Annotated in this window: 11 protein-coding genes; 7 read left to right on the forward strand and 4 right to left on the reverse strand. The window is 69.5% G+C overall.

Annotated features, from left to right (window positions below):
• Positions 1-93: 93 nt before the first annotated feature.
• The 6 genes from SLW52_RS04535 (at position 94) to SLW52_RS04560 (ending at position 6250) form a co-directional block, all read left to right on the forward strand.
• Positions 94-573: a peptidylprolyl isomerase gene (locus SLW52_RS04535; RefSeq protein ID WP_017909247.1), complete on the forward strand. Its 480-nt coding sequence runs from the start codon at positions 94-96 to the stop codon at positions 571-573.
• A 139-nt stretch (positions 574-712) separates the two neighbouring features.
• On the forward strand, positions 713-1954 hold the full coding sequence (locus tag SLW52_RS04540; protein ID WP_320744233.1) for a DUF418 domain-containing protein: 1242 nt from the start codon (positions 713-715) through the stop codon (positions 1952-1954).
• A gap of 157 nt (positions 1955-2111) precedes the next feature.
• Positions 2112-3473, forward strand: coding sequence for a glutathione-disulfide reductase (gene gorA / locus SLW52_RS04545; RefSeq protein WP_320739305.1), 1362 nt, complete (start codon positions 2112-2114; stop codon positions 3471-3473).
• 88 nt (positions 3474-3561) lie between these two features.
• Entirely contained in the window at positions 3562-4497 is a 936-nt protein-coding gene (locus tag SLW52_RS04550) for a DMT family transporter (protein WP_295943621.1), read from the forward strand.
• Positions 4494-4877 carry an MGMT family protein gene (locus tag SLW52_RS04555; protein ID WP_026143991.1) on the forward strand — a complete coding sequence of 128 codons (384 nt, stop codon included), beginning with the start codon at positions 4494-4496 and terminating at the stop codon, positions 4875-4877. Before SLW52_RS04550 ends, SLW52_RS04555 begins: the two co-directional genes overlap by 4 nt.
• Before the next feature lie 710 nt (positions 4878-5587).
• Positions 5588-6250 carry a rhomboid family intramembrane serine protease gene (locus tag SLW52_RS04560; RefSeq protein WP_267121137.1) on the forward strand — a complete coding sequence of 221 codons (663 nt, stop codon included), beginning with the start codon at positions 5588-5590 and terminating at the stop codon, positions 6248-6250.
• Positions 6251-6388: 138 nt separating this feature from the next.
• Here the strand turns inward: SLW52_RS04560 and SLW52_RS04565 are convergent, their stop codons facing one another.
• Both SLW52_RS04565 and SLW52_RS04570 read right to left on the reverse strand, forming a co-directional pair.
• Positions 6389-8401, reverse strand: a complete 2013-nt coding sequence (locus tag SLW52_RS04565; RefSeq protein WP_017915602.1) for a M13 family metallopeptidase — start codon at positions 8399-8401, stop codon at positions 6389-6391.
• A gap of 238 nt (positions 8402-8639) precedes the next feature.
• Positions 8640-10739 carry a M13-type metalloendopeptidase gene (locus SLW52_RS04570; RefSeq protein WP_043095183.1) on the reverse strand — a complete coding sequence of 700 codons (2100 nt, stop codon included), beginning with the start codon at positions 10737-10739 and terminating at the stop codon, positions 8640-8642.
• Between the two features lie 201 nt (positions 10740-10940).
• Here SLW52_RS04570 and SLW52_RS04575 point away from each other — a divergent pair, with 201 nt between their 5' ends.
• Positions 10941-12533, forward strand: a complete 1593-nt coding sequence (locus tag SLW52_RS04575; protein ID WP_320739303.1) for an NAD(P)/FAD-dependent oxidoreductase — start codon at positions 10941-10943, stop codon at positions 12531-12533.
• A 128-nt stretch (positions 12534-12661) separates the two neighbouring features.
• Here SLW52_RS04575 and SLW52_RS04580 read toward each other — a convergent pair whose 3' ends face one another.
• Both SLW52_RS04580 and SLW52_RS04585 read right to left on the reverse strand, forming a co-directional pair.
• Positions 12662-14665 carry a S9 family peptidase gene (locus tag SLW52_RS04580; RefSeq protein WP_320739302.1) on the reverse strand — a complete coding sequence of 668 codons (2004 nt, stop codon included), beginning with the start codon at positions 14663-14665 and terminating at the stop codon, positions 12662-12664.
• 79 nt (positions 14666-14744) lie between these two features.
• Entirely contained in the window at positions 14745-17552 is a 2808-nt protein-coding gene (locus tag SLW52_RS04585; protein WP_320739301.1) for a TonB-dependent receptor, read from the reverse strand.
• Between the last annotated feature and the right edge of the window lie 39 nt (positions 17553-17591).

Raw genomic sequence — 17591 nt, forward strand, 5'->3', positions numbered from 1 at the left:
GCGACCTCAGAAGGCCGCCATCATGGCGGCGCTCCCGGCGGCCGACAAGCCGCCCATCCCGTCTGCCCCCGGCAGCCACAGCGCAGAGTGCACATGAAGATCGAAAAAGACCGCGTCGTCCGTTTCCACTACACCGTTTCGGAAGTTGGTCAAGAACCGATCGAAAGCTCCAAGGACCGCGATCCGCTGGTGATCCTGGTCGGCCACGGCAACATCATCCCGGGCCTGGAGAACGCGATGATGGACAAGGCCGCCGGCGACAGCTTCGGTGTCGACGTGGCCGCCAAGGACGCCTACGGCGAATACCGCGAGGGCCTGAGCCAGCGCGTGCCGAAGAAGCATTTCGGCGCGGTCAAGCTGCAGCCGGGGAGCCAGGTGGTGCTGCAGACCAACTTCGGCCCGCGCGCGGTGACCGTGCAGAAGGTCGGCATGAGCGTGGTCGACGTCGACCTCAACCACCCGATGGCCGGCAAGGACCTGCACTTCGACGTGGAGATCGTCGACGTGCGCGAGGCCAGCGCCGAAGAGATCGAGCACGGCCACGTGCACGGCGACGGCGGCCACCACCACTGAGTGCGTTGGCGGCGGTGCCGGTCGCGCCGGTGCCGCCAGCCCTGGCGCCGCACGCAGCGGCGCCATCGTGCCGCTGCGGACGCCGGCGGCCTTCCTGATCGCGGCGAGGGACATCGCCGGCCTTCCGCCCGGTGCCGCCTTGGCCACTTCCGCCCCCGTGTTGCAGCCCGTCGCGCCCGCCGAGCGCATCGCCACGCTGGACGTGCTGCGCGGTTTCGCCCTGCTGGGCATCCTGCTGATGAACATCGAGGGCTTCGTCGGCCCGCTGGACGCGGCGATGACCGGCCTGGATCCGGCGCTGCGCGGCGCCGACCGCATCGCCGACGCCCTGGTCTACATCCTGGTGCAGGGCAAGTTCTACACCTTGTTCTCGCTGCTGTTTGGCATGGGCTTCGCAGTGATGGCGCAGCGCGCCGAGATCGCGCGGCGGCCGTTCGGTGGTTTCTTCCTGCGCCGCAGCGCGGGGCTGCTGCTGATCGGCCTTCTGCATGCCGTGCTGCTGTGGTCCGGCGACATCCTGGTCAGCTATGCGTTGCTGGCGTTCATGCTGCTGGCGTTCCGCGAGGCGCCCACGCGCTGGCTGCCGGGCATGGCGCTGGTGGTCTACCTGTTCGCGCCGGCGCTGTGGCTGCTGGTCGGCGCCGCCGCCTGGGCGGCGCAGGCCGATCCGCACGGTGCGGCGCAGTGGCATCGGGACATGGCCGAGCAGGCGCAGCACGGCGCGGCGGCGCTGGCGCAGCAGCGCGAGGTGTTCGGCCACGGCAGCTACGCCCAGGCCACCGCGCAGCGCGCGCGCGACCTGGTCGAATCGCTGAGCGGGCTGCTGTTCAATGCGCCGACCATCTTCGGCATGTTCCTGCTCGGCGCCTGGTGCGTGCGCAGCGGCCTGGCCGCGCAACCGCAGCGCTTCCCGCGGCTGCTGGCGGTGCTGCGCTGGGGTGTGCTGCCGCTGGGGCTGGGGCTGATGCTGCTGAGCTTCCGGCTGGAGCCGTGGATGGATCCGGCGCGGCTGGATCTGCGCCTGACCTGTGCCTACGCCCTGGCCAGCGTCGCCAGCGGCCTGATGGCGCTGGGCTATGCGGCCTGGCTGGTGCGCGCCGCAGCGGCGTTGCAGTGGCTGGCGCCGGCCGGACGCATGGCGCTGAGCAACTACCTGCTGCAGTCGCTGGTGTGCACGACGTTGTTCTACGGCTACGGCTTCGGCTATTTCGAACAACTGCCGCGCGCCTGGCAGATCCCGTTCGCGGTCGCGCTGTTCGCGCTGCAGGTGGCGCTGTCGCACTGGTGGCTGCAGCGGTTCCGCTTCGGTCCGGTGGAGTGGCTGTGGCGCTCGGCCAGCTACCTGCGCTGGCAGCCGATGCGGCGCCGCGACGCGGCCTGAGCGCAGGCGCTGCAGCGGCGTCCTCACATCTGCCGCGCGGTCGCCCATGGCATGCTCCGCGGCGACCGAGACATGCGACAGGACAGCCGATGGACGATGTGAACCGCGCGCACCGTGCCGCGCCCGATGCGACCCCGCCGCGCGCCGAGCGTGCGCCGTGAACGGGGCGATCCGCGATTACGACCTTCTTGTGCTGGGCGGAGGGTCCGGCGGCCTGGCCACCGCCTTCCGCGCCGCCAGCCATGGCGCACGGGTGGCGATCCTGGAGCCGAGCGCGCTCGGCGGGACCTGCGTCAACGTCGGCTGCGTGCCGAAGAAGGCGATGTGGCTGGCGGCGGATCTGGTCGAACGCATCGACCTGGCGCGCGCGGTCGGCTTCGCCATTCCGGAGGCCACGCTGTCCTGGGCGGAACTGGTGGCGCATCGCCAGGGCTACATCGGCAACATCCACGCCAGCTACCGGCGCCGGCTGGATGCCGACGGCGTGGTGCTGATCCCGCGGCGCGGCCGGCTGGTCGATGCGCACACCGTCGAATGCGACGACGGCGTGCGGGTCAGCGCCAAGCACGTGGTGATCGCCACCGGCGCGCACGCGCTGCGGCCGAACATCGACGGCGCCGAGCTGGGCCTGGTCTCCGACGACTTCTTCAATCTCTGCGAGGCGCCGCCGCGGGTGGCGATCGTCGGCGGCGGCTATATCGCGGTGGAACTGGCCGGGCTGCTGCAGGCGCTGGGCAGCCGGGTGGAACTGTACGTGCAGGGCGAGCGCCTGCTGGAGCGGTTCGACGTGGAACTGGCACGGCAGCTTGCCGACAACCTGCGCCACCAGGGCGTGCGCCTGCATTTCGGCTACCGCGCCGGCGCCTTGCGCCGCAGCGGCGAGGGCCTGTGCGTGGTCGATGCGCAGGGGCAGCCCGGCGAGAGCGTCGACAAGGTGTTCTTCGCGATCGGGCGCCGCCCCAACACGCGCGACCTTGGCCTGGAAGCGCTTGGTGTGCGCCTGGGCGACAAGCACGAGATCGTGGTGGACGCGTACCAGAACACCGACGTGCCGGGGCTGTATGCGATCGGCGACGTGGCCGGCAAGATCGGCCTGACCCCGGTGGCGATCGCCGCCGGGCGCAAGCTGATGGACCGCGTGTTCGGCGACCGGCCGCAGGCGCGGCTGGACTACGAGAACGTGCCCAGCGTGGTGTTCTCGCATCCGCCGCTGGGCCAGGTGGGATTGGGCGAGGAGCAGGCACGCGAGCGCTATGGCGCCGACGTTGTGACCGTGTACCGCAGCAATTTCCGGCCGATGCTGCAGGCGCTGGCCGATTCGCCGCAGCGCAGCCTGTTCAAGCTGGTGTGCGTGGGCGCCGAGGAGCGTGTGGTCGGCTTCCACCTGCTCGGCGATGGGGCCGACGAGATCCTGCAGGGCTTTGCGGTGGCATTGAAGCTGGGCGTGACCAAGCAGCAACTGGAAGACACCGTGGCGATCCATCCGACTTCGGCCGAGGAAGTGGTGCTGATGCGCTGAGGTCGCCGCGATCCGGCGGCTGGTTGGCTGTGGCGCCGTAGAATGGCGGCATGCACGTGTCCTCTTCTCCCTGCCGCGGCGCCGCGCGATGAGCGCGTCCGGTACGTCCGCCGCCGTCGCCCCCACCGCCACCCAGGCCAGCCTCGGTGGCGTGCTGCTCGCCGCCGGCGGCGCGATCGCATTTTCCGGCAAGGCCATCATCGTCAAGCTCGGCTATCGCTATGGCGTCGATGCGGTGACCCTGCTGGCCTTGCGCATGCTGGTGGCGCTGCCGTGCTTCGCGGCGATGGCGCTGTGGGCGGCGCGCCGCGCGCCGCCGCTGCAGGCGGGCGACCGTTGGCGAATCGTCGCCCTGGGCGTGCTCGGCTACTACCTGGCCAGCTTCCTGGATTTCCTCGGCCTGGCCTACATCACCGCGACCCTGGAGCGGCTGATCCTCTATCTCACCCCGACCCTGGTGCTGCTGATCGGCGTCCTGCTGTGGCGGCGGCGTCCGCAGCGGCGCCAGCTGTGGGCGCTTGCGTTGAGTTACCTGGGCGTGTTGCTGGCGTTCGGCCACGACCTGCAGATCGGCGGCGCGCGCACCGCCTGGGGCAGCCTGCTGGTATTCGGCAGCGCGCTGGCCTATGCGGCCTATCTGGTCGGCAGCGGCCAACTGGTGGCGCGGGTCGGCGCGGTGCGATTGACCGCCTACGCCAGCCTGGTCGCCTGCGCGCTGTGCATCGCCCAGTTCCTGCTGCTGCGGCCGCTGCACGCGCTGGTCCTGCCGAAACCGGTCTACGCGCTGTCGCTGCTCAACGGCACGCTGTGCACGGCGGTGCCGGTGCTGGCGACGATGCTGGCGGTGCAGCGCATCGGCTCGGCGCTCGCGTCGCAGATCGGCATGCTCGGCCCGGTCTCGACCATCGTGCTCAGCGTGCTGGTGTTGGGCGAGGCAATGGGGCCGTGGCAGATCGCCGGCACCGTGCTGGTACTGGGCGGGGTGCTGCTGGTGTCGCGGCCGGTGCGGGCACGGTCGGCATGAGTCCACGGCGGCCGCCCGCAGCGAGCGCGTCGGCGCCGGCCGCAACAGCGGCGGCTGAGGCGCATGCGCGGATCCTGGCGACGATCCGGGCGATCCCGTCGGGCCAGGTGCGCGGCTATGGCGAGGTGGCGATGCTGGCCGGGTTGCCGGGACGCGCGCGGCTGGTGGCGCGTCTGCTCGGCGGCAATGCCGATGCCGCGCTGCCCTGGCACCGGGTGCTGCGCAGCGACGGCCGCATCGCCTTTCCCGAAGGCTCGCGCGGCTATCGCGAGCAATGTCAGCGCCTGCGCGCCGAAGGCGTGGCGGTGCAGGGCGGACGGGTGAAGCGTGCGCCGGCGCCGGCGCGCGATCTCGATGCCGAGGTCTGGGGGCCGCGCTAGCGAGGTGCGCCAGAACTGCGGGGCTCGTGTCTCGAAGCGCAGAAGACGCCGGCTGTGAAGGGCTTAGCCCCTCTCCCCCCGGGAGAGGGGTTGGGGTGAGGGTAGGGCGCGAAGCGCGAGCGGTGTTTCGACTGCATGAGGCTGCGCCCGTACCCTCATCCGCCCCTTCGGGGCACCTTCTCCCGGAGGGAGAAGGGAACGCCAAGCCCCCCTCCCTCCGGGAGAGGGGTTGGGGTGAGGGTAGGTGCGCGAAGCGCATGCGATGTTTCGACTGCATGAGGCTGCGCTCGTACCCTCATCCGCCCCTTCGGGGCACCTTCTCCCGGAGGGAGAAGGAGGTAAAAGCCCCTCTCCCTCCGGGAGAGGGGTTGGGGTGAGGGTAGGGGCGCGAAGCGCATGCGGTGTTTCGACTGCATGAGGCTGCGCCCGTACCCTCATCCGCCCCTTCGGGGCACCTTCTCCCGGAGGGAGAAGGGAACGCTAAGCCCCTCTCCCTTCGGGAGAGGGGGTGGGGTGAGGGTACGGACGCGAAGCGCATGCTGCATGTTGACTGCGCGAGGCTTCGCCCGCGCCCTCGGCTGTCTCTTCGGCGCACCGCGCTCGCAATATTTCTTGGAGGAGGAGCGTTGGTCGTGGAATGCAAGCCACGCTGGTTGGAGTGCAGTCTCCAGCGAGCGGCTATGATGGAGTCAGTTGCCACGGACCCGACCATGTTTCCCAGACTTCCGCCCGTCACTAAAGCGCTTCTGATCGCAAATGTCGTGGTGTTCCTGCTGCAGCAACCCTTTTTGCTGGGCGACGCGACGTTCGAGCCGTTCATGCTGTGGCCGATCGGCGTCTTCGATGCGTTCTCGCCCGGGCAGAACTTCCAGCTCTGGCAGTTGCTGACCTACGGCTTCCTGCACGGCAGCTTCTCGCACCTGCTGTTCAACATGCTGGCGCTGTACATGTTCGGCGGGCCGCTGGAGCAGACCTGGGGCAACAAGCGCTTCCTGACCTACTACCTGGTCTGCGTGGTCGGTGCCGGCCTGTGCCAGTTGCTGGTCGGCTGGTGGATGCTCAGCAACGGCAGCGCGCCGTATCCGACCCTGGGCGCCTCCGGCGGCATCTTCGGCCTGCTGCTGGCATTCGGCATGCTGTTCCCGAACCAGCGGGTGGTGCTGCTGTTCCCGCCGATCCCGATGAAGGCGCGGACCTTCGTGATCGTGTTCGGCGCGCTGGAACTGCTGATGGGCTTCACCGGCTGGCAGCCGGGCGTGGCGCATTTCGCGCATCTGGGCGGCATGCTGTTCGGCTGGCTGATGATCCGCTACTGGCGCGGCCAGCCGCCGTTCGGCAAGCGCAAGCCGCCGCGTCCGCGCATCGTGCGCTGAGCGAAAACGCCTGCGGCTGCTGCGCGCCGCAGGCGCGACGCCGGCGGCACGTTTTCCCGACCCCTGAACGCAAGACGGCGCGGTTGCCCGCGCCGTCTTGCTGTGTGTGCCTGGCCGGCGGCTAGCGCCGGCACCGGCTCACGGCCACAGGTGGATCTGTTCGGCTTCGCTGCGCACCATCGGCTGGCCGGGCTTGCAGGTGAAGGTCGCGGCGAAGGCGGGCAGGTTGGCCAGCGCGCCGTTGGTGCGCCAGCGGCCGGGCGCGTGCACGTCGGCGGTGACCCGCTGCACGGCTTCGTTCGGCGACAGTTGCTGCGCCCACAGGCCGGCCCAGGCCTTGTAGAACGCCTGCTTGCTTGCCTCGTTGGCGGTCGGTTGCGCGGCGCTGTAGGCCTGCCAGGCCAGTTCGACGCTGCCGATGTCGGTCAGGTCCTCGTCCTGGGTCAGCGGGCCGTTGACCTTGGCGCCCTTCACGCCCGGGAAGTCGTAGGCGCCGTACTGCGCGGCGGTGCGGGCGGCCAGCGCGTTCCAGGCGCTCTTGTCTTCCGGGGTCCACCAGTTGCGCAACTGGCCCTGCGCGTCGACCTGGCTGCCCTTGCTGTCGATGGCGCCGATCAGCTCGTGCGCGACCATCGCGCCGTAGGCGCCGTACAGCGTCGCGGCGTCGCCGCCGGCCGCGTACACCGGCGGCTGCAGCACCGCGGCGGTGACGATCAGGCGGTTCTGGGCGATGTCGTAGGTCAGTGCGGGCTGCTGCGGCAGCACGTCCCAGCGGCGGTCGGCGTTGCCCTTGCCGATGCGCTTCATCTCCTCGCGGTGACGCCAGGTGGAGGCGATCAGCATGTTGCCGCCGAAGCTGCCGCGCCCCATCGGCTGCAGGGTGTAGTCGAGGTCGCGGCGCGGCGCGCCGACCTCGATCTTCAGTGCGGCCAGCTTGGCCTGCGCCTCGGTGCGCGCCGGCTCGCTCAGCCAGGTGCTGCGCTTGACCGCGGCGATCTGCGCGTCGCGCACCTGGTCGGCGATGGTCTCGGCCTGGCGGCGGGTGTCGGCCGACAGGTAGCGGGCCACGTACTCGCGGCCCAGCATCGGGCCGGCGGCGACGTTGATCGCGTCCAGCACCTGCGCCCAGCGCGGCGGCGGCGCGACCTGGCCCTGCAGCACGCGGCCGCGGAACTCGAAGCTGGCATCGCGGAAGCTCTTGGACAGGTACGGCGCCATCGCATCGCCCACGCGCCAGCGCAGGTAGGCCTTCCACTGCTCGGGCTTGATGCTGACGATCATGCCGTCGAGCTGCTTGAACATGTCCGGGTCGGCCATCGACACCAGGTCGTCGTTGACGCCCTGCGCCTTGAGGAAGGCGTCGAGCTGCAGGTTGCGGTACTGCTTGTTCAACTCCTTGGTCGAGATCGGCGCGTAGTTGTTGAACGGGTTGTTGATGCCGGACAGCGACTTGGCGCTGCGCGCCAGCGCGGTCTCGATCTGCAGCACCGACTGGGCGTCGGCCTCGAGGCGGTCGGCCGGGGTGCCGGTCAGGGTCAGGATCTGCTTGACGTAGGTGCGGTAGCGACCCATCAGCGCCATGGTGTCGGCGTCGGTGCGGGTGTAGAACGCCGGGTCGGGCAGGCCCATGCCGCCCTGCATGAAGTAGCCGATGTGGCGGTCCAGCGCCTTCAGGTCGACGTCGGCGCCGAAGTTGAACGCGACCGGGATGCCGATCTGGTGCAGCGCGGCGATCGAGGCCGGCACGTCCTTGGCCTTCTTGATCGCATCGATGCGGCCGAGCAGCGGCGCGATCGGGTTGGAGCCGTCCTTCTCCACGGCGGCCTCGTCCAGGCCGCTGGCCCAGAAATCGCCCAGCGCCTTCTGCACCGCGTTCTGCGGCGACTGCATGGAGGCGTCGAGCAGGTCGCGCTGCTGCTGCTGGGTGCGCTCGGCCAGCTGGCCCAGCGCGGTGACCGCGCCGGTCTGCGGCACCGGGTTCTGCTTCAGCCAGTCGGCGTTGGCGTCGTCGTAGAAGTCGCTGCAGGCGGCGCTGATCGGCGGGGCCTTGGGCGCGGCGGCGCGCTTCTTCTTGGGCGCGGCATCGGCGGCGGAGGCGAGGGCGATCAGGCCGAGGGCGACGGCGAGGGCAAGCGGACGGGCATTGGGCATCGGGAACGCATCCGGTCAGGATTAAAGTCGGCGGAGTTTAACAAGCCGCGGTGTGCAACTGTGGCGATGATGCGCGTCCACGTCCCCATCGGATTCAGCGAGCGACGCCGGCAGGCACGGGGTGCCGGTGGCCGGTCAGGGCGGTCGGCATCGCCGCCGTCGTCGCAGGCCGATGCCCACGCAAAGAAAAGGCCCGGACAAGCCGGGCCTTTTCGCGAGACGGCAGTGACGCCGTCGCTTACCAGATCACCACGCGCTTGTCGCCGCTGCGCACCATCGGCGCGCCCGGCTTGCACTGGAACGCGGTGGCGAAGGCCTCCAGGTTCGACGGCGCGCCGATCGCGCGGAACTGCGCCGGGGCGTGCGGGTCGGTGGTCAGGCGCACCATCGCGTTCTGCGGGGTGTACTTGGTGCGCCACACGGTGGCCCAGTTGATGAAGAAGTTCTGGTCGCGGCTCATGCCGCCGACCTTCGGGTCGTCCTTGCCCTCGGTGGCCTTCTTCATGGCGTCGTAGGCGGTGGTGATGCCGCCCAGGTCGGCGATGTTCTCGCCCAGGGTCAGCTTGCCGTTGACGTGCTTGCCGTCGACCTCGTAGCCGTCGAACTGCTGCACCAGCTTGCCGGTGAGCGCGGAGAACTTCTTGGCGTCGGCCGGGGTCCACCAATTCTCGAAGTTGCCGGTCGGCCCGAAGCGCGCGCCTTGGTCGTCGTAACCGTGGGTCATCTCGTGGCCGATCACCGCGCCGATGCCGCCGTAGTTGAACGCGTCGTCGGCCTTGGGGTCGAAGAACGGCGGCTGCAGGATCGCCGCCGGGAACACGATCTCGTTCTGCAGCGGGTTGTAGTAGGCGTTGACCGTCTGCGGGGTCATGCCCCACTCGGTCTTGTCCACCGGCTTGCCGATCTTGCTGAGGTTGTACTTGTAGTTGAACGAGGTGGCGGCGCGCACGTTGTCCAGATAGCTGTCGCGCTGGGTGCTCAGGCTGGCGTAGTCGCGCCACTTGTCCGGGTAGCCGATCTTCGGGGTGAAGGTCTTCCACTTGTCCAGGGCCTTGGCCTTGGTCTCGTCGCTCATCCAGGTCAGCTTCTCCAGGCGCGCCTTCAGCGCCTGACTCAGGTTCTCGACCAGTTGCTGCATCTTGGCCTTGTCGTCGGCCGAGAAGGCGACCTTGACGTACATCTGGCCCATCGCCTCGCCGGCGCCTTCGTTGATGCTGCCGAGCACGCGCTTCCAGCGCGGCTTCATCTCGGCCTGGCCGTTGAGTTCCTTGCCGTAGAAGGCGAAGTTTTCCTGCGCGAAGGCGTCGCTCAGGTACGGCGAGGCGCTGTCCACGGTGTGGAAGCGCAGGTAGGCGCGCCACACCGACGGGTCGGTGTCGCCCAGCGCCTTGCTCACTTCCTGATGGAAGGCAGGGATCGCCAGCGAGAACTTCTCCGGCACGGCCACGCCCTGCGACTCGAAGAACTTGGTCCAGGGGAAGTTCGGGGTCAGCTTGTCGGCGTCGGCCGGGGTGACCGGGTTGTAGGACAGCTCGGCGTCGCGCGAGAGCTGCTCGCTGGACTTGGACACCTTGGCCAGGCGCGTTTCCAGCGCCACCACGTCCTGCGCCTGCTTGGCCGCGTCGGCCGCCGGTACGCCGGCCAGTTCCAGCACCTTGGCCACGTGCGCCTGGTAGGCCTTGAGCTTGTCCTGCTTGTCGGCGTCGAAGTAGTAGCTGCGGTCGGGCAGGCCGAGGCCGCCCTGCATGGCGTAGGCCATGTTCATCGCCGAATTCTTGAAGTCCGCCTCGGCGCCGAAGCCGAACAGGCCGTTCTCGCCCTTGGCCGCGCTCTGGCGCAGGTACTCGGCCACCGCCGGGCCGTCCTTGAGGCCGTCGATCGCGGCCAGGTCGGCCTTCAGCGGCGCGATGCCCTGGGCGTTGATCTTGGCTTCGTCCATGCCCGAGGACCAGAAGTCGCCGACGATCTTCTCCACGCCCTGCGGGTTGGCCGCGGCGGCGGCCTGTTCGGCCAGCTGGTGCTGCGCCGCGACCGAGCGCTCGTCCAGGATCGAGAACGCGCCCCAGCTGCTGCGGTCCTTGGGGATCTCGTTGGCGGCCAGCCACTTGCCGTTGACGTAGCCGTTGAAGTCGTCGCAGGCGTTCTTGCTGGCGTCCAGGTCGTCGACGTTGAAGGCGTTGTAGGCCGGCAGCTTGCTGGTGTCGAGCTTGAGGTCGGTCGACGCCGCGGCCGGGGCGGCGGCCGGCGCGGGCTTGGCGGCGTCGGCGGCGGGCGCGGCGCTCTCGGGCTTGTTGCAGCCGGTCAGCGCGGCGCTCACGGCCAGGGTCAACAGCAGCATCTTGGGATTGCGAAGGGTCACAGGCAGGCTCCAGGCCGACGTGGATAAAGGAATGGCCCGCACGGGCCGTGGCGAGACTCTACGCCGCCACTGCAGGTTTCAGGGGTGTCGAAGGTCATGGGTGGCCCTGGCCATTGGGCCGCAGGACGGCGTCGCCGCCTGCCGTCGGCAAGCCCGCCGGCGCTGGTTTACCATGCGGCCATGACCCGCGAACCGCCATGCGATGCCCTGATCGTCGGTGCCGGCCACAACGGCCTGGTCTGCGCCGCCTACCTGGCGCGGGCCGGCTGGAAGGTGACGGTGCTGGAGCGGCGCGGCGTGGTCGGCGGCGCCGCGGTGACCGAGGAGTTCCACCCCGGGTTCCGCAACTCGGTGGCGTCCTACACGGTGTCGCTGCTGCAGCCCAAGGTGATCGCCGACCTGGATCTGGCCGGCCACGGCCTGCGCATCGTGCCGCGCCGGCGCAACAACTTCCTGCCGTTGCCGGATGGACGTTATCTGCTGACCGGCGCCGGCCACACCCAGGCCGAACTGGCCAGGTTCTCCGCACGCGACGCCGCGCGCCTGCCGGCCTACGAGGCGCGGCTGGAGGGCATCGCCGACGTGCTGCGCGCGCTGGCGTTGCAGCCGCCGCCCAACGTCACCGATGGCGGCTGGCTGCAGGCACTGCCCGAGCTGCTGCGCGCCGGCCGCCTCGGGCGCCGCCTGCATGCGCTGGATGCGGAACTGCGCCAGGACCTGCTGGACCTGTTCACCATCTCCGCCGCCGAGTATCTGCAGCGCTGGTTCGAGAGCGACGCGGCGCAGGCGCTGTTCGGTTTCGACGGCATCGTCGGCAACTACGCCAGCCCGTACACGCCGGGATCGGCCTATGTGCTGCTGCACCACGTGTTCGGCGAGAGCAACGGGATGAAGGGCGCCTGGGGCCATGCGCTGGGCGGCATGGGCGCGATCACCCAGGCCATGGCCCGCGCGGCCACTGCGGCCGGCGCGCGCATCCGCACCGATGCGGGCGTGCGCGAGATCCTGGTCGAGGGCGGACGCGCGGTCGGCGTGGTCACCGAGCAGGGCGAGCGCCTGCGGGCGCGGCACGTGGTCGCCAACGTCAATCCCAAGCTGCTGTACGAACGCCTGCTCGATCCGGCGCACGTGCCGGCCGCCACCCGCGAGCGCATGGCGCACTGGCGCTGCGGTTCGGGCACGTTCCGCATGAACGTGGCGCTGTCGCGGCTGCCCAGTTTCAGCGCGCTGCCGGGGCCGGGCGACCATCTCACCGCCGGCATCGTACTGGCGCCTAGCCTGGACTACATGGACCGCGCCTACCACGACGCGCGCCGGCACGGCTGGTCGCGCGAACCGATCGTCGAACTGCTGATTCCCAGCACCCTGGACGATGGCCTGGCGCCGCCCGGCCAGCACGTGGCCAGCCTGTTCTGCCAGCACGTCGCGCCGAAGTTGCCGGACGGGCGCAGCTGGGACGCGCACCGCGACGAGGTCGCCGACCTGATGATCGCCACCGTCGAGCGCTACGCGCCTGGCTTCGCCGCCTCGGTGCTGGGCCGGCAGGTGCTGAGCCCGCTGGACCTGGAGCGCACCTTCGGGCTGATCGGCGGCGACATCTTCCATGGCGCGCTGAGCCTCAACCAGTTGTTCAGCGCACGGCCGATGCTCGGCCAGGCGGCGTACCGCGGTGCGATTCCCGGCCTGTTCCTGTGCGGCTCCGGCACCCACCCCGGTGGCGGCGTGACCGGCGCGCCCGGCCACAATGCGGCGATGGCGTTGTTGCGCGTTTGAGCGGCGGCGGACGGTAGCGGCAAGAAAAAAAGAACCCTGGCATGGCGACCAGGGCGAGGGAAAGGCGCGGCGCGTGCAGCGCGCCGCGCGTGCCACGGCGGCGCGCCGTGGCGTTGTCTGCGCCAGCGTCAGGGCGCGCCGGCCTGCGCGGATGCGCTCGGTCGTGCCGCGGAACCGCCCAGGTGCGCGTCGAAGAACCCCAGCATCCGGGTGTAGAGGTTGAGGTTGTTCTCTTCCTTGTAGAAGCCGTGGCCTTCGCCGGACTGCACGATCATGCCTTCGGGTGGGTTGCCGGCCGCCTGCAGCGCCTTGGCCAGCGCCTCGGTGTGCTCCGGCGGGCAGCGGTCGTCGCGGGCGCCGGCGGCGAGGTAGATCGGCAGCGTCAGCGCCTGCACGTGGTTGATCGGCGACATCCGCTCCTGCTCGGCACTGGTGCTGCCGAAGGCGCGCAGCAGATAGCGCCTGCCGCTCTCGCTCTTGCTGGTGTCGCTGAGCCGCAACTGGATCTTGGCGTCGTACATGCCGACGTAGCCGAACGCGCAGCGGAACAGCCCCGGCGCGCGCACCGGCGCCATCATCGCGGCGTAGCCGCCGAAGCTGCCGCCGTAGATGCAGATCCGCGCCGGATCGGCCAGACCCTGCTGGATGGCGTACTGGGTGCCGTCGACGATGTCGTTGATGATGCCGCCGTCCCACTGCCCGTAGGCGCGGTCCATGAACGCCTTGCCGAAGCCGCCGGAGCCGCGGTAGTTGAGTTGCAGCGTGGCGTAGCCGCGGCTGGCGAACAGTTGCGCCTCCGAATGAAAGCCCCAGTTGTCGCGTGGCCCCATCGGTCCGCCGTGCACGTTGACGATCAGCGGCAGGTTCTTCGCCTGCGCTCCGGCCGGCACGGTGAGGTAGCCATGGATGCGCAGACCGTCGCGGGCGGTGAACTGGATCGGCGTGATCGTGGCCATCTTCGCCGCATCGATCCAGGGCCGGCTCTTCATCAGGAAGCGCGCCTTGCCGGTGGCGCGCTCGTACAGGTACAGCTCGCCGGGATTCTGGTCGCTGCGCACGCTGACCACGATGGTGTCGCCATTGCGGGTGGCGCTGGCGAAGTCGACGTACTGGCCGGGAAAGGCCGCGGCCAGGCTGGCGTACAACGCTGCGTCCGGATGCGCCTCGTCGATCAGCTTGACCTGCGGCGCGCCGGCCTCGGTGACCACCGCCAGCGCGGTGTCCGAGCCGTCGGTGGCGGTGATGGTGCGCGCCACCTCGCTGGTGGGGTCCTGGAACAGGGCGACGAAGCCGCCGCTGCGCGGATCCAGATACCCGAACGCGCCGGGCGCCTTGCCGTCGTCGCGGGTGGCATAGACGCGGCCGTTGGCGGTGGACCAGGCGATGTCCAGGCGCGCGCCATCGGCCTTGCTGGCGTTGATGAGCTCCCACTTGCCGTCCTTCAGCGCGTACACCTCGCTGTGGCTGTCGTAGCCGGTGTCCTCGTCCTTGTCGCTCTGGCAGGTGGCGAAGGCGGGCTGCTTGGTCGCGTCCAGGGCGATGGAGCAGTTCGCCTTCGGCGCGCGGCCCAGCGATTTGCGCCGCCCGCTGAGGGTGTCGATCATCACCACTTCGGTGCCGGCACCTTCCGAGGAGCGCGGGTAGCGCACCTGCATGACCACGTTCTGCTCGTCGTCGCGCAGCGTGTCGAGCAGGGAGAACGATTCGCGGCCGACGCTCTTGCCGCGCTGGGTGACGCCCTGGGTGCCGTATTCGATCAGCGTGCGCGGCTGGCCGCCGTCGGCGTCGACCGCGAACCACTCGCCGGTGCCCATCGGCCGCTCGAACGAACCGACCTTCTTGACCGCGGTGAACAGCAGCCGCTTGCGGCCGGTCCAGTAGAACGCGCCGACGCTCTTGCCGTCCGGCAGCACGTTGACCTTGATCGGCTTGAGGTCGCGCGTGCCGAGCACGGTCAGCACGTCCTGCTCGCCGCGGTCCACGGTCAGCGCCAGGTATTCGCCGTCCGGCGAAATCTTCACCGCACTGTAGGTGGGGCGTTTGACGAAATCCGCAATGGGCGGGGGAGCGGCCGCGGCGATGCCGACGTGCAGGCACAGCCCCAGCGCGCAGAAACCAACGAGTCGTTTCACGAGAATCCTTTTTGCGTGATTGAACACAGCGAGAGCCCGATGCCGGGCTCTCGCTGACCTCCAGTGCGCGTGGTGCGGCTCAGCGGAAGCGGTACTGGAACTCCGCCGCCACCTCGCGGCCGTACGGGCTGTAGGCGCGCCAGAAGTACGGATACGTGTTGTAGCCGCTGTCCTTCGGGTGGGTCTTGTCGAACACGTTGTTGACGTAGAAGTTGACCGTCAGCTTGTCGGTCAGCTTCTTGCCCACGTTGGCGTTCCAGATGAAGTACGGCGCGATGCGGCCGGTCTCCTGCCAGTTCGGCAGGCTGCCGTAGCGGATCATGAACACCGCCGCCTGCCAGTCGTTCTTCTGCCAGGTCGCGGTGGTGCGGATGCGGCTGCGGAAGTCGAAGTTGCCCAGGTCGTCGCGGTAATCGAGGATCGGATCGCCCTTGAACTCGGCCGACTTCTGCTCGAGGGTGTGCGAGTAGCCCACCTGGAAGCGGAAGTCGCCAAGCCGGTCGGTGTCCAGGCGGTAGTCCAGCGAAGCATCGATGCCCTTGGTGCCGAGGAAGGCGCGGTTGATCGGACCGCGGCGAATCTCGGTGATCTGGCCGTCGTTCGGCGTGCCCGGCGCGTTGAGGCGGGTGACCCGCGACAGCATGTCGTTGCAGAACGCCGAGCCCGGCGCACCCAGGGTGAACGGGTTGCGGTTGCGGGTCAGCCCGGTCACGCAGCCGGCTTCGCCGTCGAGGATGTAGGTGGAGGTGATGTCGGCCACCACGTTCTTCAGGCGGATGTCGTAGTAGTCGGCGGTGACCGACAGGCCGTCGAGCACGTCCCACACGAAGCCGGCGGTCCACGACGTGCCGGTTTCCTCGGAGAGGTTGGTGGTGCCCTGGCGCACGCCGTACGCGGTGTAGTTCACCGTGGTGTCCGAGGTCGGGCACTGCGCCGCGGCGCGGCCGCTTTCCAGGCAACGACGGGTGTCGAAGATGCTGGAGAACGAACCGCTGCGATCGGCGAACACGTAGTGCAGGTCCGGCGCGCGGAAGCTGGTGGAGTAGGAGCCGCGGAACAGCAGATTGTCCAGCGGACGCCATTCCAGGCCGGCGTTCCAGGTCTTGGCGTCGTCCACCGCGGTGACGTCGTCGTACTTGTCCAGGCGTCCGGCCAGGTGCGCCTTCAGCGAGCTGAGGATCGGAATCGACAGCTCCACGCCCAGCGCGTAGCGGTCGCGCTTGCCGCCGCCGCCGGTGCCGGTGAGATTGTACGGACGGTCGGTGCCGGTGTAGTCGGGCAGGATGCGCGGGTCGGCATTGAGCTTGTATTCCTGCTGCGAGGCTTCGACCACGCCGGCAAAGCCCAGCGCGCCGGCCGGCAGCTCGAACAGGTCGCCGGAGAGCACGAAGCTGCCCTGGTTGACATGCGAGTTGGCGTCGGTCTTGACCGTGGTGCTCAACGCCGCGAACTGGTCCGGGGTCAGTGCGCTGTAGTAGCGCTGCTGGTTCAGGCGATACACCGGATAGGTGACGCCGCCGACCACGCGGGTGCCCAGTTGCTGGCCGAGGAAGTAGTCGTTGACCGCCGAGGCCATCAGGCGCGGACGATCGACCTTCACCTTGTACTCGGCGCGCGACAGGGTCAGGTCCCAGTCGAAGCGGTCGCCCAGCTTGCCGCGCAGGCCGGCGGCGAAGTCGTAGGACTTCTCCTTGTTGCGCGCCATCAGGTGCTCGACGCCGCCGGCTTCCTGCGGGGCGAACACGCGCTGCGCGTCGACCAGCGCGTTGAAGCCGGGATCGAACCACAGCGCGCCATTGGTGCGGCCGGACCAGAACTGGGTGCCCGAGGTGTACTTGGACTCGGACGACCAGGCCTGCAGGCTGGCCCAGCCCTGCATGCCGCCTTCGAAATCGAAGGTGCCGTAGGCGTAGCCGGACAGGTCGTTGTTCTCGTTGCGGATGGTCTGGTAGGCCGGATCCTTGAAGGTGCCGCAGGCCTGGCCGAGGTTGGTGATGGCGCCGGCGGCGCTGGCGCTGCGGTAGTTCCAGCGCACCCACTCGTCGCCCAACTGTTCGCAGGCGCCGGCCGGCGGCGCGAAGTACGAGTTGGTGGTCGAGCCGGTGCGGCGGCGCACGCGCATGGTGCCGGTCGGCTGGATGCCGACGAAGGCCGGCGGGAACGGGTTGTCCAGCGACGAATCCATGAAGTCGCGCTGGTAGCCGTACAGCGGCTCGCCGGCGGTGTACTCGAAGGCGTAGGTCAGGCTCCAGCGGTCGCCGGTCTTGCCGCCGATCCACTGGAAGTCGCCGGTGTCGCCGCCGCCGCGGGTCAGGGTGCTGCCGCGCAGCTTGACCAGGTCGCCCTCGTAGTTGGTCTTGAGAATGACGTTGACCACGCCGGCGACCGCGTCGGAGCCGTAGATGGCCGAGGCGCCGCCGGCGAGGATCTCGATGCGGTCGACCGCCGCGGCCGGGATGTTGCCGAAGTTGGCGAAGTTGCTCTGGCCGTTGTACGGCAGCGGATAGTCCGCGGCGCGGCGGCCGTTGATCAGCAGCAGGGTACGGCCGGGGCCGAGACCGCGCAGGTTGATCACGCTGGCGTTGGGGGTGAAGCCGCCCTGGAACAGCTCGTTCTGGGTGGAGCCGGAGGCCTGGGTGAGCGTGCTCAGCGCGTCGAAGACGGTGTTGAAGCCTTCGCGCTCGATCTGCGTGGCGGAGATGATGGTGACGGGCGAGGGGCCCTCGACCTCGGTGCGCTGGATGCGCGAACCGGTCACCGTCACCTTCTCGAGGGTGCGCGCCTTGGCGCCGGTGGCCTCGGTCAGTTGTTCCGTCTCCGATTCCTCGCTCGCGGGCTGGCTTTGCGCCAGCGCCGATGCGGCGGGCAGGGCCAGAATGGCGGACACAGCAACGACTAGAAGACTCCGCTTGGGAGTCGGTGCTTT

The organism is Xanthomonas sp. LF02-5, from assembly GCF_034105325.1.
GTDB classification, from domain to species: domain Bacteria; phylum Pseudomonadota; class Gammaproteobacteria; order Xanthomonadales; family Xanthomonadaceae; genus Xanthomonas_A; species Xanthomonas_A sontii.

Coding starts and splice junctions, on each gene's coding strand:
- SLW52_RS04560 (WP_267121137.1), top strand. CDS start 5,588: ATGTTTCCCAGACTTCCGCCCGTCACTAAAGCGCTTCTGATCGCAAAT.
- SLW52_RS04565 (WP_017915602.1), bottom strand. CDS start 8,401: ATGCCCAATGCCCGTCCGCTTGCCCTCGCCGTCGCCCTCGGCCTGATC.
- SLW52_RS04555 (WP_026143991.1), top strand. CDS start 4,494: ATGAGTCCACGGCGGCCGCCCGCAGCGAGCGCGTCGGCGCCGGCCGCA.
- SLW52_RS04550 (WP_295943621.1), top strand. CDS start 3,562: ATGAGCGCGTCCGGTACGTCCGCCGCCGTCGCCCCCACCGCCACCCAG.
- SLW52_RS04535 (WP_017909247.1), top strand. CDS start 94: ATGAAGATCGAAAAAGACCGCGTCGTCCGTTTCCACTACACCGTTTCG.
- SLW52_RS04570 (WP_043095183.1), bottom strand. CDS start 10,739: ATGCTGCTGTTGACCCTGGCCGTGAGCGCCGCGCTGACCGGCTGCAAC.
- SLW52_RS04575 (WP_320739303.1), top strand. CDS start 10,941: ATGACCCGCGAACCGCCATGCGATGCCCTGATCGTCGGTGCCGGCCAC.